The sequence below is a fragment of the Planomonospora corallina genome, from assembly GCF_042650625.1.
In the GTDB taxonomy this organism is placed as follows: Bacteria; Actinomycetota; Actinomycetes; order Streptosporangiales; family Streptosporangiaceae; genus Planomonospora_B; species Planomonospora_B corallina.
Genome location: NZ_JBHSBM010000042.1, coordinates 104,225 through 120,976 on the forward strand (window position 1 = coordinate 104,225; position 16,752 = coordinate 120,976).

20 protein-coding genes are annotated in these 16,752 nt (G+C 65.3%); 11 read left to right on the forward strand and 9 right to left on the reverse strand.

The genetic code is table 11. From position 1 onward, the window contains the following. Positions 1-236 precede the first annotated feature (236 nt). The 3 genes from ACFOWE_RS29030 to ACFOWE_RS29040 form a co-directional block, all read right to left on the reverse strand. On the reverse strand, positions 237-482 hold the full coding sequence (locus tag ACFOWE_RS29030) for a hypothetical protein (RefSeq protein ID WP_377293411.1): 246 nt from the start codon (positions 480-482) through the stop codon (positions 237-239). Positions 483-919: 437 nt separating this feature from the next. Continuing rightward, a complete protein-coding gene (locus ACFOWE_RS29035; RefSeq protein WP_377293413.1) occupies positions 920-1,102 on the reverse strand; it encodes a hypothetical protein in 183 nt (60 codons plus the stop codon). A gap of 63 nt (positions 1,103-1,165) precedes the next feature. Next, on the reverse strand, positions 1,166-1,498 hold the full coding sequence (locus ACFOWE_RS29040; protein ID WP_377293415.1) for a DUF6247 family protein: 333 nt from the start codon (positions 1,496-1,498) through the stop codon (positions 1,166-1,168). 284 nt (positions 1,499-1,782) lie between these two features. Here ACFOWE_RS29040 and ACFOWE_RS29045 point away from each other — a divergent pair, with 284 nt between their 5' ends. The 3 genes from ACFOWE_RS29045 (at position 1,783) to ACFOWE_RS29055 (ending at position 4,460) form a co-directional block, all read left to right on the forward strand. Beyond that, entirely contained in the window at positions 1,783-2,394 is a 612-nt protein-coding gene (locus tag ACFOWE_RS29045; protein WP_377293417.1) for a hypothetical protein, read from the forward strand. A 1,416-nt stretch (positions 2,395-3,810) separates the two neighbouring features. Further along, complete coding sequence (locus tag ACFOWE_RS29050) at positions 3,811-4,155, forward strand: type II toxin-antitoxin system RelE/ParE family toxin (protein WP_377293419.1); 345 nt, start codon at positions 3,811-3,813, stop codon at positions 4,153-4,155. 5 nt (positions 4,156-4,160) lie between these two features. Continuing rightward, positions 4,161-4,460, forward strand: coding sequence for a helix-turn-helix domain-containing protein (locus ACFOWE_RS29055; protein WP_377293421.1), 300 nt, complete (start codon positions 4,161-4,163; stop codon positions 4,458-4,460). 501 nt (positions 4,461-4,961) lie between these two features. On the opposite strand, the gene ACFOWE_RS29060 is transcribed toward ACFOWE_RS29055, so the two are convergent. Next, entirely contained in the window at positions 4,962-5,204 is a 243-nt protein-coding gene (locus tag ACFOWE_RS29060; protein ID WP_377293423.1) for a hypothetical protein, read from the reverse strand. A gap of 65 nt (positions 5,205-5,269) precedes the next feature. Between ACFOWE_RS29060 and ACFOWE_RS29065 the strand changes: the two genes are divergently transcribed. Then, positions 5,270-5,818: a DUF4829 domain-containing protein gene (locus ACFOWE_RS29065; RefSeq protein WP_377293425.1), complete on the forward strand. Its 549-nt coding sequence runs from the start codon at positions 5,270-5,272 to the stop codon at positions 5,816-5,818. A gap of 245 nt (positions 5,819-6,063) precedes the next feature. Here the strand turns inward: ACFOWE_RS29065 and ACFOWE_RS29070 are convergent, their stop codons facing one another. The 3 genes from ACFOWE_RS29070 to ACFOWE_RS29080 form a co-directional block, all read right to left on the reverse strand. After that, positions 6,064-7,659: a hypothetical protein gene (locus ACFOWE_RS29070; RefSeq protein ID WP_377293426.1), complete on the reverse strand. Its 1,596-nt coding sequence runs from the start codon at positions 7,657-7,659 to the stop codon at positions 6,064-6,066. Positions 7,660-7,662: 3 nt separating this feature from the next. Continuing rightward, positions 7,663-8,397, reverse strand: a complete 735-nt coding sequence (locus ACFOWE_RS29075; protein WP_377293428.1) for a hypothetical protein — start codon at positions 8,395-8,397, stop codon at positions 7,663-7,665. A gap of 121 nt (positions 8,398-8,518) precedes the next feature. Next, positions 8,519-9,811 (reverse strand): hypothetical protein, encoded by a 1,293-nt coding sequence (locus ACFOWE_RS29080; RefSeq protein ID WP_377293430.1) that lies wholly within the window; start codon positions 9,809-9,811, stop codon positions 8,519-8,521. A 346-nt stretch (positions 9,812-10,157) separates the two neighbouring features. Here ACFOWE_RS29080 and ACFOWE_RS29085 point away from each other — a divergent pair, with 346 nt between their 5' ends. Together ACFOWE_RS29085 and ACFOWE_RS29090 are read left to right on the forward strand one after the other, a co-directional pair. After that, on the forward strand, positions 10,158-10,448 hold the full coding sequence (locus tag ACFOWE_RS29085; RefSeq protein ID WP_196466501.1) for a hypothetical protein: 291 nt from the start codon (positions 10,158-10,160) through the stop codon (positions 10,446-10,448). Positions 10,449-10,709: 261 nt separating this feature from the next. Next, positions 10,710-11,444 (forward strand): GntR family transcriptional regulator, encoded by a 735-nt coding sequence (locus ACFOWE_RS29090; protein ID WP_377293433.1) that lies wholly within the window; start codon positions 10,710-10,712, stop codon positions 11,442-11,444. 65 nt (positions 11,445-11,509) lie between these two features. Here the strand turns inward: ACFOWE_RS29090 and ACFOWE_RS29095 are convergent, their stop codons facing one another. After that, positions 11,510-11,953 (reverse strand): hypothetical protein, encoded by a 444-nt coding sequence (locus ACFOWE_RS29095; RefSeq protein WP_377293435.1) that lies wholly within the window; start codon positions 11,951-11,953, stop codon positions 11,510-11,512. A gap of 176 nt (positions 11,954-12,129) precedes the next feature. Here ACFOWE_RS29095 and ACFOWE_RS29100 point away from each other — a divergent pair, with 176 nt between their 5' ends. The 3 genes from ACFOWE_RS29100 to ACFOWE_RS29110 all read left to right on the forward strand — a co-directional run bounded on the left by ACFOWE_RS29100 (position 12,130) and on the right by ACFOWE_RS29110 (position 14,337). Then, positions 12,130-12,558 (forward strand): plasmid replication, integration and excision activator, encoded by a 429-nt coding sequence (locus tag ACFOWE_RS29100; protein ID WP_377293437.1) that lies wholly within the window; start codon positions 12,130-12,132, stop codon positions 12,556-12,558. Continuing rightward, positions 12,558-12,830: a hypothetical protein gene (locus ACFOWE_RS29105; protein WP_189236977.1), complete on the forward strand. Its 273-nt coding sequence runs from the start codon at positions 12,558-12,560 to the stop codon at positions 12,828-12,830. The genes ACFOWE_RS29100 and ACFOWE_RS29105 overlap by 1 nt, the downstream gene beginning before the upstream one ends. A gap of 82 nt (positions 12,831-12,912) precedes the next feature. Next, positions 12,913-14,337 carry an FtsK/SpoIIIE domain-containing protein gene (locus ACFOWE_RS29110; protein ID WP_377293439.1) on the forward strand — a complete coding sequence of 475 codons (1,425 nt, stop codon included), beginning with the start codon at positions 12,913-12,915 and terminating at the stop codon, positions 14,335-14,337. 11 nt (positions 14,338-14,348) lie between these two features. Here ACFOWE_RS29110 and ACFOWE_RS29115 read toward each other — a convergent pair whose 3' ends face one another. Further along, positions 14,349-14,873 (reverse strand): Imm21 family immunity protein, encoded by a 525-nt coding sequence (locus tag ACFOWE_RS29115; RefSeq protein ID WP_377293441.1) that lies wholly within the window; start codon positions 14,871-14,873, stop codon positions 14,349-14,351. Between the two features lie 56 nt (positions 14,874-14,929). Between ACFOWE_RS29115 and ACFOWE_RS29120 the strand changes: the two genes are divergently transcribed. Both ACFOWE_RS29120 and ACFOWE_RS29125 read left to right on the forward strand, forming a co-directional pair. Next, positions 14,930-15,082 (forward strand): hypothetical protein, encoded by a 153-nt coding sequence (locus tag ACFOWE_RS29120; RefSeq protein ID WP_377293443.1) that lies wholly within the window; start codon positions 14,930-14,932, stop codon positions 15,080-15,082. Continuing rightward, positions 15,079-16,740 carry a replication initiator gene (locus tag ACFOWE_RS29125; protein WP_377293445.1) on the forward strand — a complete coding sequence of 554 codons (1,662 nt, stop codon included), beginning with the start codon at positions 15,079-15,081 and terminating at the stop codon, positions 16,738-16,740. The genes ACFOWE_RS29120 and ACFOWE_RS29125 overlap by 4 nt, the downstream gene beginning before the upstream one ends. Positions 16,741-16,752: the final 12 nt, after the last annotated feature.

Below are 16,752 nucleotides of genomic sequence, written 5' to 3' on the forward strand. Positions count from 1 at the left end.
AGCGCGGCCGGGGTCCGCGACGCCGGGCCGTGCGGCGCCGCGGCGCGCCGCCGCCTTGATACCTCATGAGAACAATCCGGCAACCTGCTGAGCCCGCTCTGAAGAACTTCTCAGGGCGCCTCCTGTTCGTCCGATGGGTGGGGGCCAGCGGAGACGCGATAGCCCCGGTCGCGCCGGGGCTGCTTGCACCGGTCGCGCTGTTCATCCGCGGTAGGAAACAGATGCTCAGAGATCTTCTACTGAAAGCCCGGTCCCTGACCGTCGGCCGGATCGTTCTGGCGCTCGTGGAACTCCTGGGCGAGGGTTTCACGTCGGTGGCGCTGGCGTAGGACACGGTCCAGGTCTCCGGCTCGGTTCACCAGGCCGGCAAGGGACTTGCGTTCGATGTCGAAGGCGGCCATGCCGTGTTCCACGGCGGAGTCGAGGTCGCCGCGTCGGGCGTGGACGATGCCGAGGTCGATGTGGGTGTCGGCGACGCGCATCGGGGGCCGGGGTGCTGATCCCGGTGGGCTGATCGATAGCTAATGGCACGAGAAGATCGAAGAGCCCTGAAAACGATCAAGGCCCGGATCGGGAGCCTCTTCCTGACCGCGGCCTTGGCGATTGGAGCGGGTGACGGGGATCGAACCCGCGCTGTCAGCTCGGGAAGTGCATCGATCACGCCTCGTAGGACGCCTGAGCTGGGTGTTCGGCCGGTCGTGAGTGACCGTGGCTGCCCCCTCGCCACCCTGTCTAATGGCACGCTAATGGCACGAGCGGCAGGACGGCCCGGTGAAGCCGGAGGAGAAAGTCACGGCGGGGATCGCGGAGAAGCATCTGGACCGGTGGCGACGTATCCGCTGATCCGCGAAGCGGTCATGCGTTCGGACGGTACCCGTGTGAGGTGGGAGCAGAGCGGTCGAGCCCGAATCTGGAACCGTTACGGCCACTCGATTCGGATGAGGTAGACCTCGCGTTGTTCGTCCAGCGCGATGTACGTCGCGAGACCCCGTTCACCGAAGGCGTGGGTGAGCATGCTCGCCTTGGGGTTGGCGGGGTTGTACGGTTGCCCGCTCCACGGCGCGATCTCCAGGAGGGCGAGCAGTTCCGCGAGCGGACGCAAGGCTTCCTCGGGGAGTTCGGCGATCTGTCCCTCAGCGATCGGGTCGAGCAGGACGTGGTACACCTACAGCTCGATCCCGCGCTCCGTCAGAACCTCACGCCACGGCCTGCCCCGGCGGGATGGTTCGCCGGCGATGGTCTGCTCGGCCCTGGCGTGCATCTGGCGGCGTCCTTCGGGATCCTTCGCCGAGTCGCACGCGGAGATCCACCAGCGGTGGACGAAGGAGTTCAGCACGCTGAGATCCAGACTGACCCGGACCTCGTCGAGTACGGCTCTGAGCCCGGCGTCGAATGCTTCGCGGTCTTGGGACGTGACCAGGGCGGCGCGGATGGCACGCAGGTTCTTCTCCGGTACCGGTGGGATGGAAGCGGGGAAGTCCTGTGGCTGCGCGGTCATGTGGCGGCTCCTCTCGCTGGCTATGAGCTTACAGAGGAGAGATGGGGAGAATCCCGGCTTCACCGCGCTGGCGGTGAACCTCCGGGGAGACGGGTCGCAGGCTCTAGAAACGATCAAGACCCAGGTCGGGCATGTCTCCCTGACCTGGGCCTCGGTGTGTGGAGCGGGTGACGGGAATCGAACCCGCGCTGTCAGCTTGGGAACCGGCTACTGATCATGCTGGGCTGAGCTGGGGAAACGGGGGTGCTGGTCAGGGCGGGCCGGTTGACCGTGAGTGTCCGTGGGTGACCGCGGTTCCCCGTCTGTTCTGGCACACGATCGTGATGGCTCGGTCCGCGCGAGGTGCGGTCGCTCGCATCAGCGGGCAGCATGGCGGGGTGCCGAAATTGGTGTGGGATGAGGTCAGTCCCGGCCTGATGGGGACGCTGCCGGATGTCTGGGTTACGGACACCTCGGTTGAGGACTGGCAGATGGTCCTCGATTTGATCGAAGTCCATGGCTGGGGAAGCGAGTATCGCGAAGGCGACGTCGTCATGCCGTTGCCCCGCGCCGAGCAGGTGCTATCCCGGCCTGTGGATGCCGAGTGCCCGGAGCTTCGCGTTTGGCCGGCGCCTGATGTACTGGCGATCTTCCGGTTCCTGGACGATGAGGCGATCGACTTCGACGTCGACCTGCGAGAGCTCCAAGGGCAGGAGCGGCTGGACATCCTGTGCGAGTTCATGACGGTGATCGGGCGGCGGCTGGGCAAGCCGGTGATGATGTCGCCAGAGGGGGACTGGGATCGGAGCGACCCGGTGCTCGGGTTCGATGTCGAGGCCGATCGAGTAGTGCTGCTGGCACAGCCTTGGGTCGACTGCCCTCGCCGCGAACGGAGGTCGGGAGAATGGAGCGGGTGACGGCAATCGAACCCACGCTGTCAGCTCGGGAGGTGCATAGAGCACGCCTCGTAGAGCGACTGAGCTGGGTGTTCGGCCGGTCATGAGTACCGTGGCTGACCCCTCGTCACCCTGTCGAATGGCACGATGATCAGCTCGTGCCCTGGCCTTACCTGTGCGGCGCGCGCACTCCGCCCGCCTGCCGTCGACCCGCCTGTAGGGGAAGCGGCCCAGGGCCAGGGGGGCAAGGTGGAGCGCCCTGCCGGACGAACGACCTTGACCCCCTGGCCCTGGGCCGCTCGGTTTGTCCCGGGTGACGGCGGACGGGATGAGCAGACCCCCTACCTCAGCCACCGACAAGCCAACGGTGGTGAGCACGCCCGTGGTGAGCACGCCCGTGGTGGTCATCCCGGAGCCGGAGCGCCCCCGCCGGAGGCATAACGCGTCTGGCCGCAGGTCAACGGTTGATCATCTTGCAGAGAATGACGTTCCGTACTCTGGCCGCTTCAGGCCAGGGTGGCCCTACGGGCGTGGAGGTGTCGTCGGCGTAGCGACGGTTTCCTTCCGCGCTGCGTTCAGCTTCGTACGGGTGGCAGGCGGCTTCGTATTCCGCTTCCGACACCCAGGAGTCGAGGGGGGCGGATGCGCCGGTGACCATCAAGGTCAGCAGAGCTGCGGGAGCAGCGAGGGCGCGTACAGCCCATCTGGTCATGTGGGTTCAGCCTTCCGGAGGTTCAGCTATCTGATCACGGTAGAGCGGCTGCGGGGCGCGTTGGGCGGCGGTGTGCCGGTGGTCGGCGCGGTGGTGTGGTGCGGCGCGCCGCCGCCTTGACGCGGGAACGGTGCGCGTCCGGGCGGCCTACATCGAACGCTCGACCGGCGGCCTGGTCCTCGGCCCGCCCAAATCCAAAGCCGGTCGGCGGGTGGTCGGCATCCCGAAGGGCATCGTCCCGGCTCTGCGGGAGCCCCCTTTGGCTCCCTTTTTGACGGGCACGTGAGGGATGCGAAACGTCTGCACCTTCGTTGCCGTGGTGTCCGGCGGTCCGGGGCCGAAGAACGAGGCCTTGGACTGGTGATCGTCCCCGAGTCCGTATGGTCACCAGCCACAGTCAGGCGATCATGGGGGTGGCACTCGGCTTCGAGGCCACGTGCCACGGCCGGGCTGCTGGGCATATACGGCGGGGCTGAGCAGTGTAAGGGGCGTCCGCGTAATGACAGAACTAATCAGCTTCGTGATCTTTGCGATCCTTCTGGGGGCCTACTCGTTCTTCATCATCTATGCGGCCGTACGGCTGGCGCTCAAGCGTGATCGGCTACGTCGCGGTCGGTGAACGGCGGGTGTTCACAGACGCTTCCACGGGGAAGGGCCGGTCACCGGAGAAGCCGGGCTTCACGTTCTCGGGACGTGACCCTTGCTCTCGCTATAACGTCCGTGTTATGAACTGGGGAGAGGTGGAACTGGAGCCGGAGGTCGATGAGTGGTTCGACACGCTTGATCAGGAGGACCAGGAAACGGTGGCGTTCTACGTCGATCTGCTGGCCGAGCGTGGTGTCCTGCTCGACGAGCCCTACACCCGTCAACTCCGCGGCAAGCTGCGAGAGCTGCGGTTCCATCTGCACCGGGAGGCGGTACGGATCACCTACTGGATCGCTCCGGGGAGGCGGATCATCATGCTGACGGTGTTCCGCAAGCAGCGGATGCAGGAGTCCGCCGAGATCGAGCGTGCGTGGCGGGCCATGCGGCGGTGCATCGCTGAGGCCCACACCGCAGATGAGGAGTGAGCGGCATGGGGGAGCGCAGAGCCTGGGCGGACAAGAAGGCCGAGATCATGAGCCGCCCGGGTGCGGGAGCGGCGTATGAGGCGGCCAGGATCCGGTTCGAGCTGGGTGAGGCGGTGCGGCTGCGACGTGAGCAGCTCGGGCTGACTCAGGCCGAGCTGGCCGAACGTTCAGGGTTGAAGCAGCCGGCGGTGGCGCGGTTCGAGGCGGGTGGGACGATGCCTACCATCCCGATGCTGGAGCGGCTGGCGGAGGCTCTGGAAATGCGGCTGAGCGTCCAGTTCCAGCCGCTGCGGGAGGCGAGCTGATCTCACCGGAGCGGCGTTCGGCCTCGCACGGTGCCGAAGCGGCTAAGGAATGATCAAGGCCCGGGTCGGGATTCTCTCCCTGACCTGGGCCTCGGTGTGTGGAGCGGGTGACGGGAATCGAACCCGCGCTGTCAGCTTGGGAAGTGCATCGATCATGCCTCGTGGAGCGGCTGAGCTGGGCGTTCGGCCGGTCGTGAGTGACCGTGGTTGACCCCTCGTTACCCTGTCTAATTGCACGCTAATTGCACGACGATCAGCCCGTGGCCTGCCCTTACTTGCGCGGTGCGCACACCCACCCACCTGCTCATCCCGTCTGCCGTCGACCCGCCCGCAGGGGAAGCGGGACAGGGTCAGGCGGTCAAGGTGGAGCGCCCCACGGACGAACGACCTTGACCGCCTGACCCTGGTCCGCTCGGCTTGTCCTGGGTCGACGGCAGACGGGATGAGCAGGCCCTACCCCAGCCATTGACAGGCCGACGGTGACGAGCGCGTCCTTGGTGATCATCCCGGAGCTGGAGCGCCCCCGCCGGAGGCTTTGTTTGCCTTCCGTTCGCGGTCGTGCTCCCGGAGGGAGAGAAGAAACAGCCATACGAGTCCCACCAGAAAGGCGATCCCTACGGGAACGGTGATCCATCGGCTGTAGTCGCCGATGAGAGTGTTGATCACAACTGCGGTGACGAAGGTCGCCCACCATGCGCGATCGTAGCGACGGCGCATCGGGGACGGTGCCGCTTCTATGCTCACCCTCCGAGGGTATGCGGCCTTCTGCCCTGCTCAGGCGCGCGTCCTGTGGTGCTGCCGGGTGTGGCATGGCCAGTCTTTACATAGGCTCTGGTGAGCCCGTTGGGGGCTCTGGGGTGAGAGCCATGTTGTGGTGGGTGGGTCCTGTGAGGGTCTCTGTCAGGATTGTCGTCGCGTTCATCCTCGCGATTATGGGGACCGTGCTGGTCGCAGGTTGCCAGGATGGTGACGAGGGGACGGCTTTGCCTGGGCTCTCCGCCGGCGCGTCGCCGCAGGAGGTCGTGAGGGCCTACGTCGCCGCGATCAACGCACATGACATGACTGCGGGGCAGGAGCTGTCGACGCCGTACTTCGCCGAGCGGAAAGAGGGCGTGGTAGACAGCCTGTTCGAGGATGCGAAGCTCTCCGACGTGGTGATCCACGCTCCGGATCCCATATCCGGGTACGAGTCTCCGGATGGCAAGCGGTACCGGGAAGCGGTGTACGTCTCGGTGTCGTTCACGCTCTGGCACAGTGACGAGGGTTCGATGCCGAACGGTTCCACCGTCTGGGGGTACATGCTGGTTCGCGATGATCCGGGTCGGCCGTGGCGGATCAACGGAGACGGGATTCACTGATCGCTGCGGCGGCGCAACCCCAGTGCGGCGGTTTGCTCGCGTACGGCGGGGCCGGCGGTCGGTGCGCGGCCCGAGTGCGGTCCCGGCCGTGACCGGCCCCCAGGCCGCATGCGCGGCCGGGGTCCGCGACGCTGGGCCGTGCGGCGGCGCGCCGCGCCGCCGCCTTGATTCATACTAAGAACAATTCGGCAGTGACATGCAGCTCACAGCCGAAACCAGTATCCTTCAGCGGGAGAGAAGAATGCTCATCCGGACAGGTACTCCAACACTGCAGCGATAGCTGCATTGCTTACCTTCCGAGCGCGCTTTGGTCCAACATAATGGGCTTTCATGAATTCTTCCTCGCTTGCTGCGAGAACTTCACCGATAGTACTTAGGCCGAGATCGCGGATTCTTTGCTTCTGCCATTCGGTGATGTCTAAGAGGTCACTTGATTTTTGAAGCTGAGATTCTAGTGCTTGGTTCCCGCCGGTGCTTATGTTTTCTAGTGAAAGCTTACTGATCGGTCGATAGGCAGAGTGGTTGGCGCCGAATTCGGGGAATCGTTTGATGGATAGATGTTGCCGGATTTTGGCCCCAAAAGATACGGGCTCTGCATCGAGAGAGAATAGGCATCCTAGGTTCACCATGTATCTGGTTCCTACTTCGCTGCGCGTTGCTCGGATTCCCGAAACACCTTCTTGCAGGATGCCGCTGTAGCACAGCAGGCGCAGCGCTTCCTTTATGCTTTGGGGCGCATCTCGATGGATCCAAAAATGAGATTGAGTTTCGCTCTTGCGACCTTTGTTTGTTTCGTACAGTTTCGGAAGTACGTGCCCTTCGATGAATTGGCGACCCCAGTCAATCAAATCCCTGTGACCGGGATACCGTTCCGTTAGACCTGAATGTTCGGACCATATGTCTTCTCTGTAATACTGGCGGATTACTTCCTGGGCGTTCCTTCTATTGAAAGGCTTACTTCGGTCTAGCGTTTTTAGTAGAATTCTGGGGTTGCCTGTTGCGGCGTAAGCTAGGGTATCGAATACCTCTCCATTCTGCTCAATTATTTTTCGCAGATCTGGATCCTGTTTGAATACGATCTCCCGCATTCCCGCCGCGTACTCGTGATCCGTAACGCTGCGATCGACAATCAGGACAGTCGCATCATGTATCGGCTGGAATGAATCCCCATACGATGTTGCTCCAGGATAGACGGCTGCTTTAATGGAAAGATAAGGGCTCCGCAAGTCTCTCATAAGCGTAAAGAACTGACGCTGCTGTTCTGGGATGAATACGTGTGCGGCTTCATCTACGAATAGAATGATGCGATTTAGATTTGCGTGAAGACACAGATCTTCTACGGCGTCCTTGAGGACTTCTGGGTCGGGAACAATGGCCGGCAAGGGGGCCTCGCCGCTATTCTTCCATGAATCCTCGAATATTTTTTCAACTACTTCCATTTTGGAAGGAGTTCCAGGTGACCCCCCTCCGCGAATTGCGGCGATAGTAGATCCGCCCGGCAGTGTTAGTCCAGCTGACGATGCGGCACGAATTATGCTGTTGCATATTTTCGCCATCATCCATAGCAGGAATTTGTCTGGAGCGTTGGCGCGGATAAGCCCTGCTCGCGCGAATGTAACGTATACGGGTAGAATGCGTCTGGATGTAAAATTGTTTTTTATCTCAGCTTCGGCGGCGCGCATAAGAAAAGATTTACCCACCCCGCGGCTTCCTTTAAGAATTACTGGGGAGCGACCCTTTAGTTGCTCGATTAAATCTCTGTCTGTAGGAGTCTCTACCAAGTATCCGAGGATTTCGTCTTGTCTGATGTCTTCGGTTCTAAAGAAGAGCTCTCCGCCCATTAATTACTCCCCCTCTATCGGAAGACCTAGAAGCTTTCTGATTGTGCGTAGATGAGAGAATGAATGTTCCAGAGTGTCGCATAATGCAGAATCGCTTGTATCGAATACTTCCTCAGAATATCTGCAATAGAGGAGATAAAGGACCGACTCTGCGGCATCCTTTGCGGTTGTTGACCAATCTGCCAATATCTCGAAAGAGTAGGAGAGGTCTTCTGGAAGCAGGCTTGTGGTTATATCCTTCCCGTGTACGAACTGCGAACAATGGCGATAGCATTTTGCGGCAATGGTCGCATATTTCGGGGCATCATTCAAGCCGGCTTCGCAAAACTCCCGAACGAATTCTTGTGAAAGAACGCCGCTCTCTTTGTCTAGAGCGCTAGACCAAGAGAAATCCTTGCGATCTGCAATCCACTTTCGCCTGTGGAGCTCATTGGCGGAAAAGTAAACAGATGCGAAGCTCAGCTCTAGGAATAGCCGCAAGCCGGCGTAGGCTAGTCGATAAAGTCCGGATGAAGCCGCATAGACAGCAAAAGCTAACTCCCTCCGTGCATCGCCCAGCTGTTTCTTTTCTGGCCTACTGGCGATCCGTGTTTCCCATATCCCGATATCTAGATCGAGCCTTAGTATTGGCCCTAGATGCTTCGCGTTATTCTGGGAAGATGACAGGATTATCTTTCTGCTCTTGTCGTGCAATCCAAGAAGGTGACTCTCAACTCTGCTTTGTGATTCATTGGTCACAGCCGGAAACCTTATACCTAATGAGTCATCTTGTCATCTGTCGAGTATCTTTTTTGTCTGTTTGGTGATATATGTCCAACTAGTCTTCTTTGTGTAGCGATGAAATATTTATGCTGTTCGGCTAGTCCAGAAGGTCGGGACGATTTGAGGTGAGGGCGCGGCGAGCTGTGATGTAACGCTCGTGGAAGTCTCTGGCCAGAGCCTCGCGTCTGTAGCTCTGCCGTAAGATGCGATCTAGATCTCCGGCGCGGTTGACCAGGTCGGTGAGGGAGCGGCGCTCGATGTCGAAGGCTGCCATGCCTTGCTCCACGGCGGCGTCAAGGTTGCCGCGTCGGGCGTGGATGATGCCGAGGTCGATGTGGGCGTCGGCGACGCGCATGGGGGCGTTGGAGGTGCCGTCCGGGCGGGTGTGCATCTGGATCGTCTCTCGCGCGTGTTCCTCGGCCCGGTCGTTGTCCTCCAGCCAGGTGTAGGCGGTGGCGGCGTAGAAGACCCACTTGGCGTGGTCGAACACGAAGTGGTGGTCGGGGTTGTCCGGGAGCGGGAGCCTGCCCAGGATGTCGGCGCCACGGGTAAGGGCCTTGTCGGCTTCGCGACGGTCGCCAATGCGGGCCAGTCCGCGGGCCTCTTGCAGGGTAAGTTGGACCATGGCGCTGGATTGGCCGGCGGCGGCCTGGCCCATGCGGGCGGAGGTGACCACGTCCTCGTAGCGGCCCTCGACGAGAGCGAACCACGCGGACATCTCGTAGGCCCAGCCCATGAGTTCGCCGTGCCCGACCTGGCGGCCCATCTCGTAGGCGGCTCGGCGGGCGGTCTCGGCCTCCTCCCGCTCGCCCAGGTCGTAATGCACGCACCCGAGTAGCGCGGTCAGCCATCCGGTGATGACCAGGAGTTCCCGGTGCTGGTCCAGGGTGACCCGGCCGGACAGGAGCCGGGTGATCTGGGCGAGGCGCTTCTGTGTCCGGTCGCGCAACGTGGCGGCGGGAACGACCGGGTAAGCCCGGCACAACAGGTCGACGGCCTCGGCGAGTGCTTCGAGTGTGCCGTTTCCGACGTCGGACGCCTGAAGCTGCTGGGCGAGCTCCATCGTCCCGTACAGGTCGGCCTCGGCCCGGAGCGCGTCCGCAGGAGGCATCACCGTGGCCTCGATCAAGCGGCTCTGACCGCGCCGGTTCTGGCGGAACCCCAGGGCTTCGGGCTGCAAGCCGGTCAACTGGGTGAGGGCGACCCGGTAGGACGTGTGCGGCCAGGAGACCTCACCCGCCTCCCATCGCCGGATTCGCTCCTCGTCACAGTTCAGGCGTTCTTTTATACCGGCCGGAGTGGCGTTGATTCGGTCGGCCATATCGGCGCGAGTGAGCCGGTGCTCATTGCGCCATGCTCGGAGTTGGACGTTCGGGATGTTGTCGGGCATCTCGGGTCTTCCTCGCGGCTGGGGGCTCAAGAGGGGGAAAGGAGGGGGGCTTTTCGGGGGTCCTGCCATTCGGGAATTGCCGGTGGACTTGCCATCAAGCAACCACGGTACGTCAGCGCGCCTTCCGCCGCAGGGAGCGCGGTTCAAACAAGGAGATGGCGACGGTGACCCGGCCAGACGAGAACAGCGAGACACGCCCTTGCCCTGCGTGCCGGGGTCGTGGAACCAAGCTGCGCACCTCGCGCCGTGCCCTTCTCCTCGGCGAGAGCAGCGCAGATCACGAGACGTACGGAGAACAGGAATGTCTCGACTGCCTCGCAAGCGGCCGGGCCGAAGGGAACGCCAAATGAACCCGATCATGCAGGCCACCGCGGCCTTCGTCGACCACCAACGCAACCTGCACGACGCGCGTGCCCTCATGCGCCTGCGCGACGAGCTGCTGAAGCTCAAGGTCCGCGCCGAACTGCGCGACAACGACAGTGCGCTCATGGTCCACCGCCCCGAGCCGGGCCTTCCGGTGTGGGTCTTCGTCGGGTACGGCGGGGCCTACTACTCCTGGCAGTCCGCCGAGAAGCGCCACCCGGTGAGGGACCCGAACGGGGCCGCCCAGGTCCTGGCCGAGTACGTCGGCCGCTGAAGACGGGCACGGCGGGGCAGTGAGCCCGTCGGCATGGAGGGTGCTCGATGAGTGTCACCCCTGCCCCGTCGTGTCTCCGCTCCCCGGCAGGCAGTAGAGCATTCGCCGCACAAGCCCACCCCCTGTGCATGCTTCCCCCGTCTCTGCTGCCTGCCGGGGCTTCCTCATGTCGGTCGCCCTTCTCCCGGTCCGGGGTGACAGGACGGCCGGGTGGGGATACGCTCAAACTTGGTAAAACAACCTGTCGGGTGCAGGATGGTCATGATGTCGCTTGAGTCCGTACCGCCGAAGTATGCACAGCTCGTGCAGACGCTCCAACGGCGGATCGAGGCGGGAACCTATCCTCCCGGCTCGCTCCTCCCGAGCGAGAACCAGTTCATCCAGGAGTTCGGCGTCTCCCGGCCCACCGTGGTCGCCGCCCTGCGCATGCTGCGCGAACAGGGCTGGATCGACTCCCAGCAGGGCAAGGGCCGGTTTGTGCGCGGACGCCCCGCCCTGGCCTCGGCCGAACAGCCCCGACCCGGACAGGCGTACCTGATCGCTCCGGAGAACGCGTCACAGGGCGAGGTCATCGAGGCGGCGGCGATCACCGCCCCCAACCGCATCGCCTCCCTGCTCGGCCTGGCCCCGAAGAGCAAGGCGTTCCTGCGCCGGCGACTGGTCAGCCGGGACGGCGAGCCGACCGAGATGGTCTCTCTATGGCTGCCGGTCGAGCTGTCTCAGGGCACCGACCTGACCAGCTCCGAACCACTGGCCCAGGGCCTCCGGGAGCACCTCCAGTCCCGCAAGGGCGTGCGCTTCGACCACGTGGTGGAGCAGATTACCGCCCGCATGCCCACGAGCGACGAGGCCAAGCGACTCGGCATGCCGAAGAACACGCCGCTGTTGGCCGTCTACGGCGCGGTCCGGGACGCCTCGGGCACGGCGTTGGCCGTGGTGGAGGTCCTACTCCCCGCCGACCGGCACGAACTGGAAGACGCCTACCCGATCAGCTGACAGTCCGGTACGGGTGTCTCCGAGGGCGGGGACTGGCGGCTCCGGCCGACGAAGGCTGTCACTGCTCAATCGCAAAACCAGGGAACCTCTGCGGAACTGTCCGGTGATGCCTCGCATATCGAAGGGGCGACGATCGCGTAATCGATGTAGCGGAGGGCGAACGGCCCCGGGGCCATGCGGATGACCGCGATGGTCAGAACCGCCAAAGAGGCGGCGAACACCGACGCTACCGCCATCCTTCTCCTCACCAGAGAGATCACCAGCCCGATCACTGGTATGCCGCCGCCGCCGACCAGGGCGACGATGGCGAGCCATTCCTTGCGGGTGAAGGGATCGGGTGACAAAGCGCTGAGGGTTGGGCTCCACATCAAGATGTGATCCGTTTCCCACCACGCCATGAAGATGTCCACGAAGGTCAGCGCGACCAGGAACACTGCTCCGACCAGCCAGAAGCTCCCCAGCCAGAGGAGCCATGCACCGTTGCCCCGGCGGGTGCCATCAGACTTCATGATCGAGATTATGTACCGTTACCGTCGGGGCAGATGGCGGTGAAGTCCTCTATGTCCGCCCGAGCGGTCTGTCTGGCCGAACATCTCTGCCTAGTTACTTGACCTACCAAGTTGGCCGCCGTACTCTCAAGTCAGTTGATAGATTAAGTGCCTATCACTCGACAGGAGGAATCTTCATGGCTCTGCAAGGCCCCATCCCCGTCACCTTCGCCCAGGTCTTCCCGCACGGCTGCTACGTCGTCGGGGAGGTCGAGGCGGTCAAGGACTTCGACGCCTCCACCAACGGCCGGTTCGTCCAGGCCCGTGACAAGTCCACCGGAGAGCTGGTGTGGCAGGTCGCGGTCATGGACGCCGACCCGGCCGTCAAGCCCGGACAGAAGACCGTCGCCGTCAAGATCCTCGCCCCGGTCCAGCCCGTGCCCCCGGCGCCCATGCCGGGCCTGCCCTTCACTCCGGTCGAGTTCGACCACGTCACCGTCACGCCCTACGTCAACGGCACCGGACGCCTCGCCTACTCGATCAAGGTCCGCGAGATGCGCGCCCCGCGCACCGGTACCGCTCCCGCCAAGCCCGCCACCGCCACCACCGCGAAGGACGCCGCCTGATGACCCGTCGTAGGAACCACCGCGTCAGCATCATCAACCTCAACACCGGCCGGGGCGCTCGCGCCACCAGCCACCCCTACCCGGCCCGCACGCCGGTCCTGGCGCTGGACTTTGGGGCCGTCTCGGTCCTGGTCACCACCACCGCCGGCGACCGGGTGACCGCCGCCGACGTCGAGTTCGCCCGCCAGCTCGCCCGCGAGGCGCAGACGTTCGCCCGCTCGGTCGAACGCTCCTTCCACGGCATGCCCGACGGCACGGGCCTCGCGGCCTGACATGGAAACGGGGCCGCTGGAACTGGTCCTTCCGGCGGCCCCTCGTCTCCCCAGATGCGATTCAAGAGAGAGCTGAAGTCTAATGTTCAAGAAACTGCCCGGCGACGAGGCCCGTACCCTCGTCTCCACCACCCCTGACACCGCCGTCGTCTTCCGCCCGGCCGTCGTCCAGACCCCGGCGATCATCACCATCGTCATCTTCGCCTGGCGGCTCCTGGCCGGCCTCGTCCGGCTCACCTGGCGTCACCCGATCGCCCTGGCCGTGCTCACCGCCCCCGCCGTCCTCGGCTGGCTGTACGGCTGGCGCGTCGCCCTGGTCGCGGTCACGATCCCCCTCTCCGTCCTCGGCCCCTGGGCGCTGTTCGACCGGCCGACCTTCAACGCCTGGATCGGCTGGCGGCTGCTCGCCTGGTGGCGGCTGGTCTGGGTCTACCGGCGGCACTGGCAACCGGTGATGATGATCTCCGGGCTCGGCCGTCACCTCCGGGGCCGCGACTGCCTGCCCCGCCTGCTCAAGGTCACCTGCACCTCGTGGGCCGACGTGGTCACCGTGAAGATGCTCAGCGGGCAGGCCGTCACCGACTGGGCCGACCGGACCGAACACCTCGCCCACGGCTTCGGCGCCGCCTCCTGCCGGGTCACCGTGGCCCGCGCCGGCCGGTTGCTGCTGACCTTCCCCCGCTGCGATCCGCTGGCCGTACCGCTCCCGGCCGTCTCCGTCCCCGAGACCCCCTCGGTCGGCCCGGTGGAGGTCGGCAGGCAGGAGAACGTGCAACCGTGGCGGCTCAAGGTCCACGGGACTCACGTCCTGGTCGCCGGGGCCACCGGAGCAGGCAAGGGCTCCGTCATCTGGTCGGCGGTCCGCGGGCTCCTCCCCGCCGTCCGGGCCGGGCTCGTGGAGCTGTGGGCGCTGGACCCCAAGCTCATGGAGCTGTCCTACGGCCGCGCCGTCTTCGGCGACCGGTACGCGGCCGATCCCAAGGAGTGCGCCGACCTGCTCGACGAGGCGGTCTCGGTCATGCGGGAACGGGCGGGCCGGTTTGCCGGGGCCCAGCGCAGCCACGTCCCGACCGTCGACGACCCGTTCATCCTCGTGATCGTCGACGAGGTCGCGTTCCTGACCGCCTACCAGTCCGACAAAGGACTACGGCAGCGCATCACGGCCGCGCTCGCCACCCTGACCACGCAGGGCCGGGCGGTCGGCGTCGGCGTCCTGGCCGCGCTCCAGGACCCGCGCAAGGAGGTCATGAACATCCGGAACCTGTTCCCCGACAAGATCGCGCTCCGGCTCGACGAGTCCGAACAGGTGGACATGGTCCTCGGCGACGGTGCCCGCGACCGGGGCGCGCTGGCCGATCACATCTCGCCGATCCCGGAGCAGGGCGCGGGTGTCGGGTTCGTTCGGCTCGAAACCAGTCCCGACCCGATCCGAGTCCGAGCGGCCTACGTCTCCGACGCCGACATCCGGCACATGGTCAGGGAACACCTGGCCGGGGAGGCGGCCTGATGGAGTTCCTGTCATGCCTCGCCGAGAGGAACGAGCCGGTACAGCCGGAAGCAGGACCGCTCGTCGGGCTCCACGTCCGCCCACTCCACCCGGTACCTGCCGGGCGGGAGCTCGACGTTGACGGCCTCCGCGCTGGAGGCGTCACGGGCAGGCCGGTTGATCGTGACATCCGTTCCCGGCATGGCGGCATCCAGCAAGACGAGGGGTCCGGCGACCTCGAAAACGGGTCCTGCTTCCCATACGACGCCTGTGGTGTCCCGGGCGGCACGGGCGGCGTCGGTACCGGGGTCGGCGTACAGCCACTGGACGAAGGTTCTCACCTCCGGCAGGAAGGCCGTGGCGGCCGGTTCGTCCCACAAGATGAGCGCCCTGCGGCTCTCGCCGAAGGTGATCACATCGACGACCTCGACCTCACAGGCCCGCTCGTAGTCGCCTCCGTAGCCGGTCCAGTCGTCCAGCGCCTGCCGTTCGATCACGGCCAGGGGGCCGCCGGCCGATTCCGTCCAGACCAGTGGCGTCCGTTCCTCCTGCTGCATGCGGCGATGAGATCACGGGCGGTCCGGGACATCAACGACAGGCGGGAGGCGATGGCATGAGCAGTCTGGCCCACTTCCTCGACAACCTGCGCTGCTCGATCTGCGGCACCCTCAACGCGCTCTGGCTCGACCCCGTCCGGGGCCTGGTCGAGTGCCAGGAGTGCGGACAGCGGGCGCTCGCCTTCCCGGAGATCGGAGAGAGCGAATGACCGAAGCAGAGACCACGCTCCCGGAGTCCCCGGCCCGGCTGGTGAAGACCGTCCTGCCCTCCGCTCTGGAGGTCCTGGAGGCGGTGGCCGTACAGAACGGCGTCTGCATCCGGCCCGTGCCGCTCAAGCGGATCGATCTGGCGACCGGCAGGGCCGAGATCGTCGACGTGCCGTGCGGCGCGACCCTGGAGAGCAAGTGCCCGGCCTGCGCCAAGCGGAACCGGCAACTCCGCATGGCCCAGTGCCGGGAGGGCTGGCACCTCGACCACGAGCCGGTCGTCGTCAAGAGCGATCCCGACGAGGAACAGCGGCGGCTCGTCGAACGGCGGGCGGACCTCCAGGCGGCGCGGGACCGGATGGAAGAGGCCGGCGACTCCACCGCCGACCTCGACGCGGTCATCTCCGACCTGGACGCCCAGATCAGAGCGGCCGGGGTCCGCGGTGAGATCCTGCCCGACGACAGGCCCAAGCGCGCCCGTTCGACCCGGCGGCGGCAGGACGCCCCCGACCTGCCCAGGCGGACCCGTGAGGCCCGGACCGTGGGGCAGACCTTCACGGCTCCGGACGGGAAGACCTACCGGCCGTCGCTGTTCGTCACGCTCACCCTGCCCGGCTACGGCCGGGTCCGGCAGGACGGCACCCCCGTCGACCCGGACACCTACGACTACGTCCGGGCGGCCCGCGACGCGCTGCACTTCTCCAAGCTCGTCGACCGGTTCGTGCAGAACCTTCGGCGGGTGGCGGGCTATGACGTGCAGTACTTCTCCTCCGTCGAACCACAGCGGCGGCTCGCCCCGCACCTGCACATGGCGATCCGGGGCACCCTGCCGCGCAGGGAGGTCAAGGCCATCGCCGCCGCGACCTACCACCAGGTGTGGTGGCCTCCGGTCGAGACGGTCGTCTTCGAGGGCGACCACCTGCCCGTCTGGGCGGACCGGCCCGAGCGGGCGGAGCCGTACCCGGACCGGCAGGCCGGCGACTACCTCGACCCGGCGACAGGGGAGCTGCTGCCCACCTGGGACCAGGCCCTCGACCGGCTCGACGCCGACTCCGGCGCGGAGCCGTTCCACGTGCTGCGCTTCGGCGTCCAGGTGGACGTTCAGGGCGTGCTCGCCGGGACCCCGGACGCCGACCAGTGCATCCGCTACCTCGGCAAGTACCTGACCAAGTCGGTCGGCGAGTGCCACACTCCCGATACGGCCGCCCAGCGGGGCCACGTGCAGCGCCTGGCCGACGTGCTGCGCTACGAGCCGTGCGCGCCGACCTGCCCCAACTGGCTCCGGTACGGCGTGCAGCCCAAGAACGCCAAGGCGGGCATGCGGCCCGGTGCCTGCCGGTCCAAGGCCCACAAGCCCGAACACCTCGGCTACGCGGGCCGCCGCGTCCTGGTCTCCCGCAAGTGGTCCGGCAAGACCCTCCGCGAGCACAAGGCCGACCGGCGGGCCTGGGTGATGGAAGCGCTCGGCCTCACCGACGACCAGCCCGCCGACCGCTACGCCTGGCGGCCGGTCGTGGCCGGTGACCCCGACCTACTGCCCCGTGCCCGCCGCCTGCTCAGGCAGATCTCCGAACGCCAGCGGTGGCGCAGGGCCATGCAGCAGGCGGAGGCGAGAGCGACGGGACAACAAGATCTTTCGGCAACTCCGCTGGCCGCCTGACGGGAGAACCCA

Bases quoted from the DNA above. Each gene is read 5' to 3' on its own strand.
- ACFOWE_RS29030 (WP_377293411.1), bottom strand. From the start codon at position 482: ATGCGCGTCGCCGACACCCACATCGACCTCGGCATCGTCCACGCCCGA.
- ACFOWE_RS29040 (WP_377293415.1), bottom strand. From the start codon at position 1,498: ATGACCGCGCAGCCACAGGACTTCCCCGCTTCCATCCCACCGGTACCG.
- ACFOWE_RS29050 (WP_377293419.1), top strand. From the start codon at position 3,811: ATGAACTGGGGAGAGGTGGAACTGGAGCCGGAGGTCGATGAGTGGTTC.
- ACFOWE_RS29055 (WP_377293421.1), top strand. From the start codon at position 4,161: ATGGGGGAGCGCAGAGCCTGGGCGGACAAGAAGGCCGAGATCATGAGC.
- ACFOWE_RS29065 (WP_377293425.1), top strand. From the start codon at position 5,270: ATGGCCAGTCTTTACATAGGCTCTGGTGAGCCCGTTGGGGGCTCTGGG.
- ACFOWE_RS29070 (WP_377293426.1), bottom strand. From the start codon at position 7,659: ATGGGCGGAGAGCTCTTCTTTAGAACCGAAGACATCAGACAAGACGAA.
- ACFOWE_RS29080 (WP_377293430.1), bottom strand. From the start codon at position 9,811: ATGCCCGACAACATCCCGAACGTCCAACTCCGAGCATGGCGCAATGAG.
- ACFOWE_RS29085 (WP_196466501.1), top strand. From the start codon at position 10,158: ATGAACCCGATCATGCAGGCCACCGCGGCCTTCGTCGACCACCAACGC.
- ACFOWE_RS29090 (WP_377293433.1), top strand. From the start codon at position 10,710: ATGATGTCGCTTGAGTCCGTACCGCCGAAGTATGCACAGCTCGTGCAG.
- ACFOWE_RS29095 (WP_377293435.1), bottom strand. From the start codon at position 11,953: ATGAAGTCTGATGGCACCCGCCGGGGCAACGGTGCATGGCTCCTCTGG.
- ACFOWE_RS29100 (WP_377293437.1), top strand. From the start codon at position 12,130: ATGGCTCTGCAAGGCCCCATCCCCGTCACCTTCGCCCAGGTCTTCCCG.
- ACFOWE_RS29105 (WP_189236977.1), top strand. From the start codon at position 12,558: ATGACCCGTCGTAGGAACCACCGCGTCAGCATCATCAACCTCAACACC.
- ACFOWE_RS29110 (WP_377293439.1), top strand. From the start codon at position 12,913: ATGTTCAAGAAACTGCCCGGCGACGAGGCCCGTACCCTCGTCTCCACC.
- ACFOWE_RS29115 (WP_377293441.1), bottom strand. From the start codon at position 14,873: ATGCAGCAGGAGGAACGGACGCCACTGGTCTGGACGGAATCGGCCGGC.
- ACFOWE_RS29120 (WP_377293443.1), top strand. From the start codon at position 14,930: ATGAGCAGTCTGGCCCACTTCCTCGACAACCTGCGCTGCTCGATCTGC.
- ACFOWE_RS29125 (WP_377293445.1), top strand. From the start codon at position 15,079: ATGACCGAAGCAGAGACCACGCTCCCGGAGTCCCCGGCCCGGCTGGTG.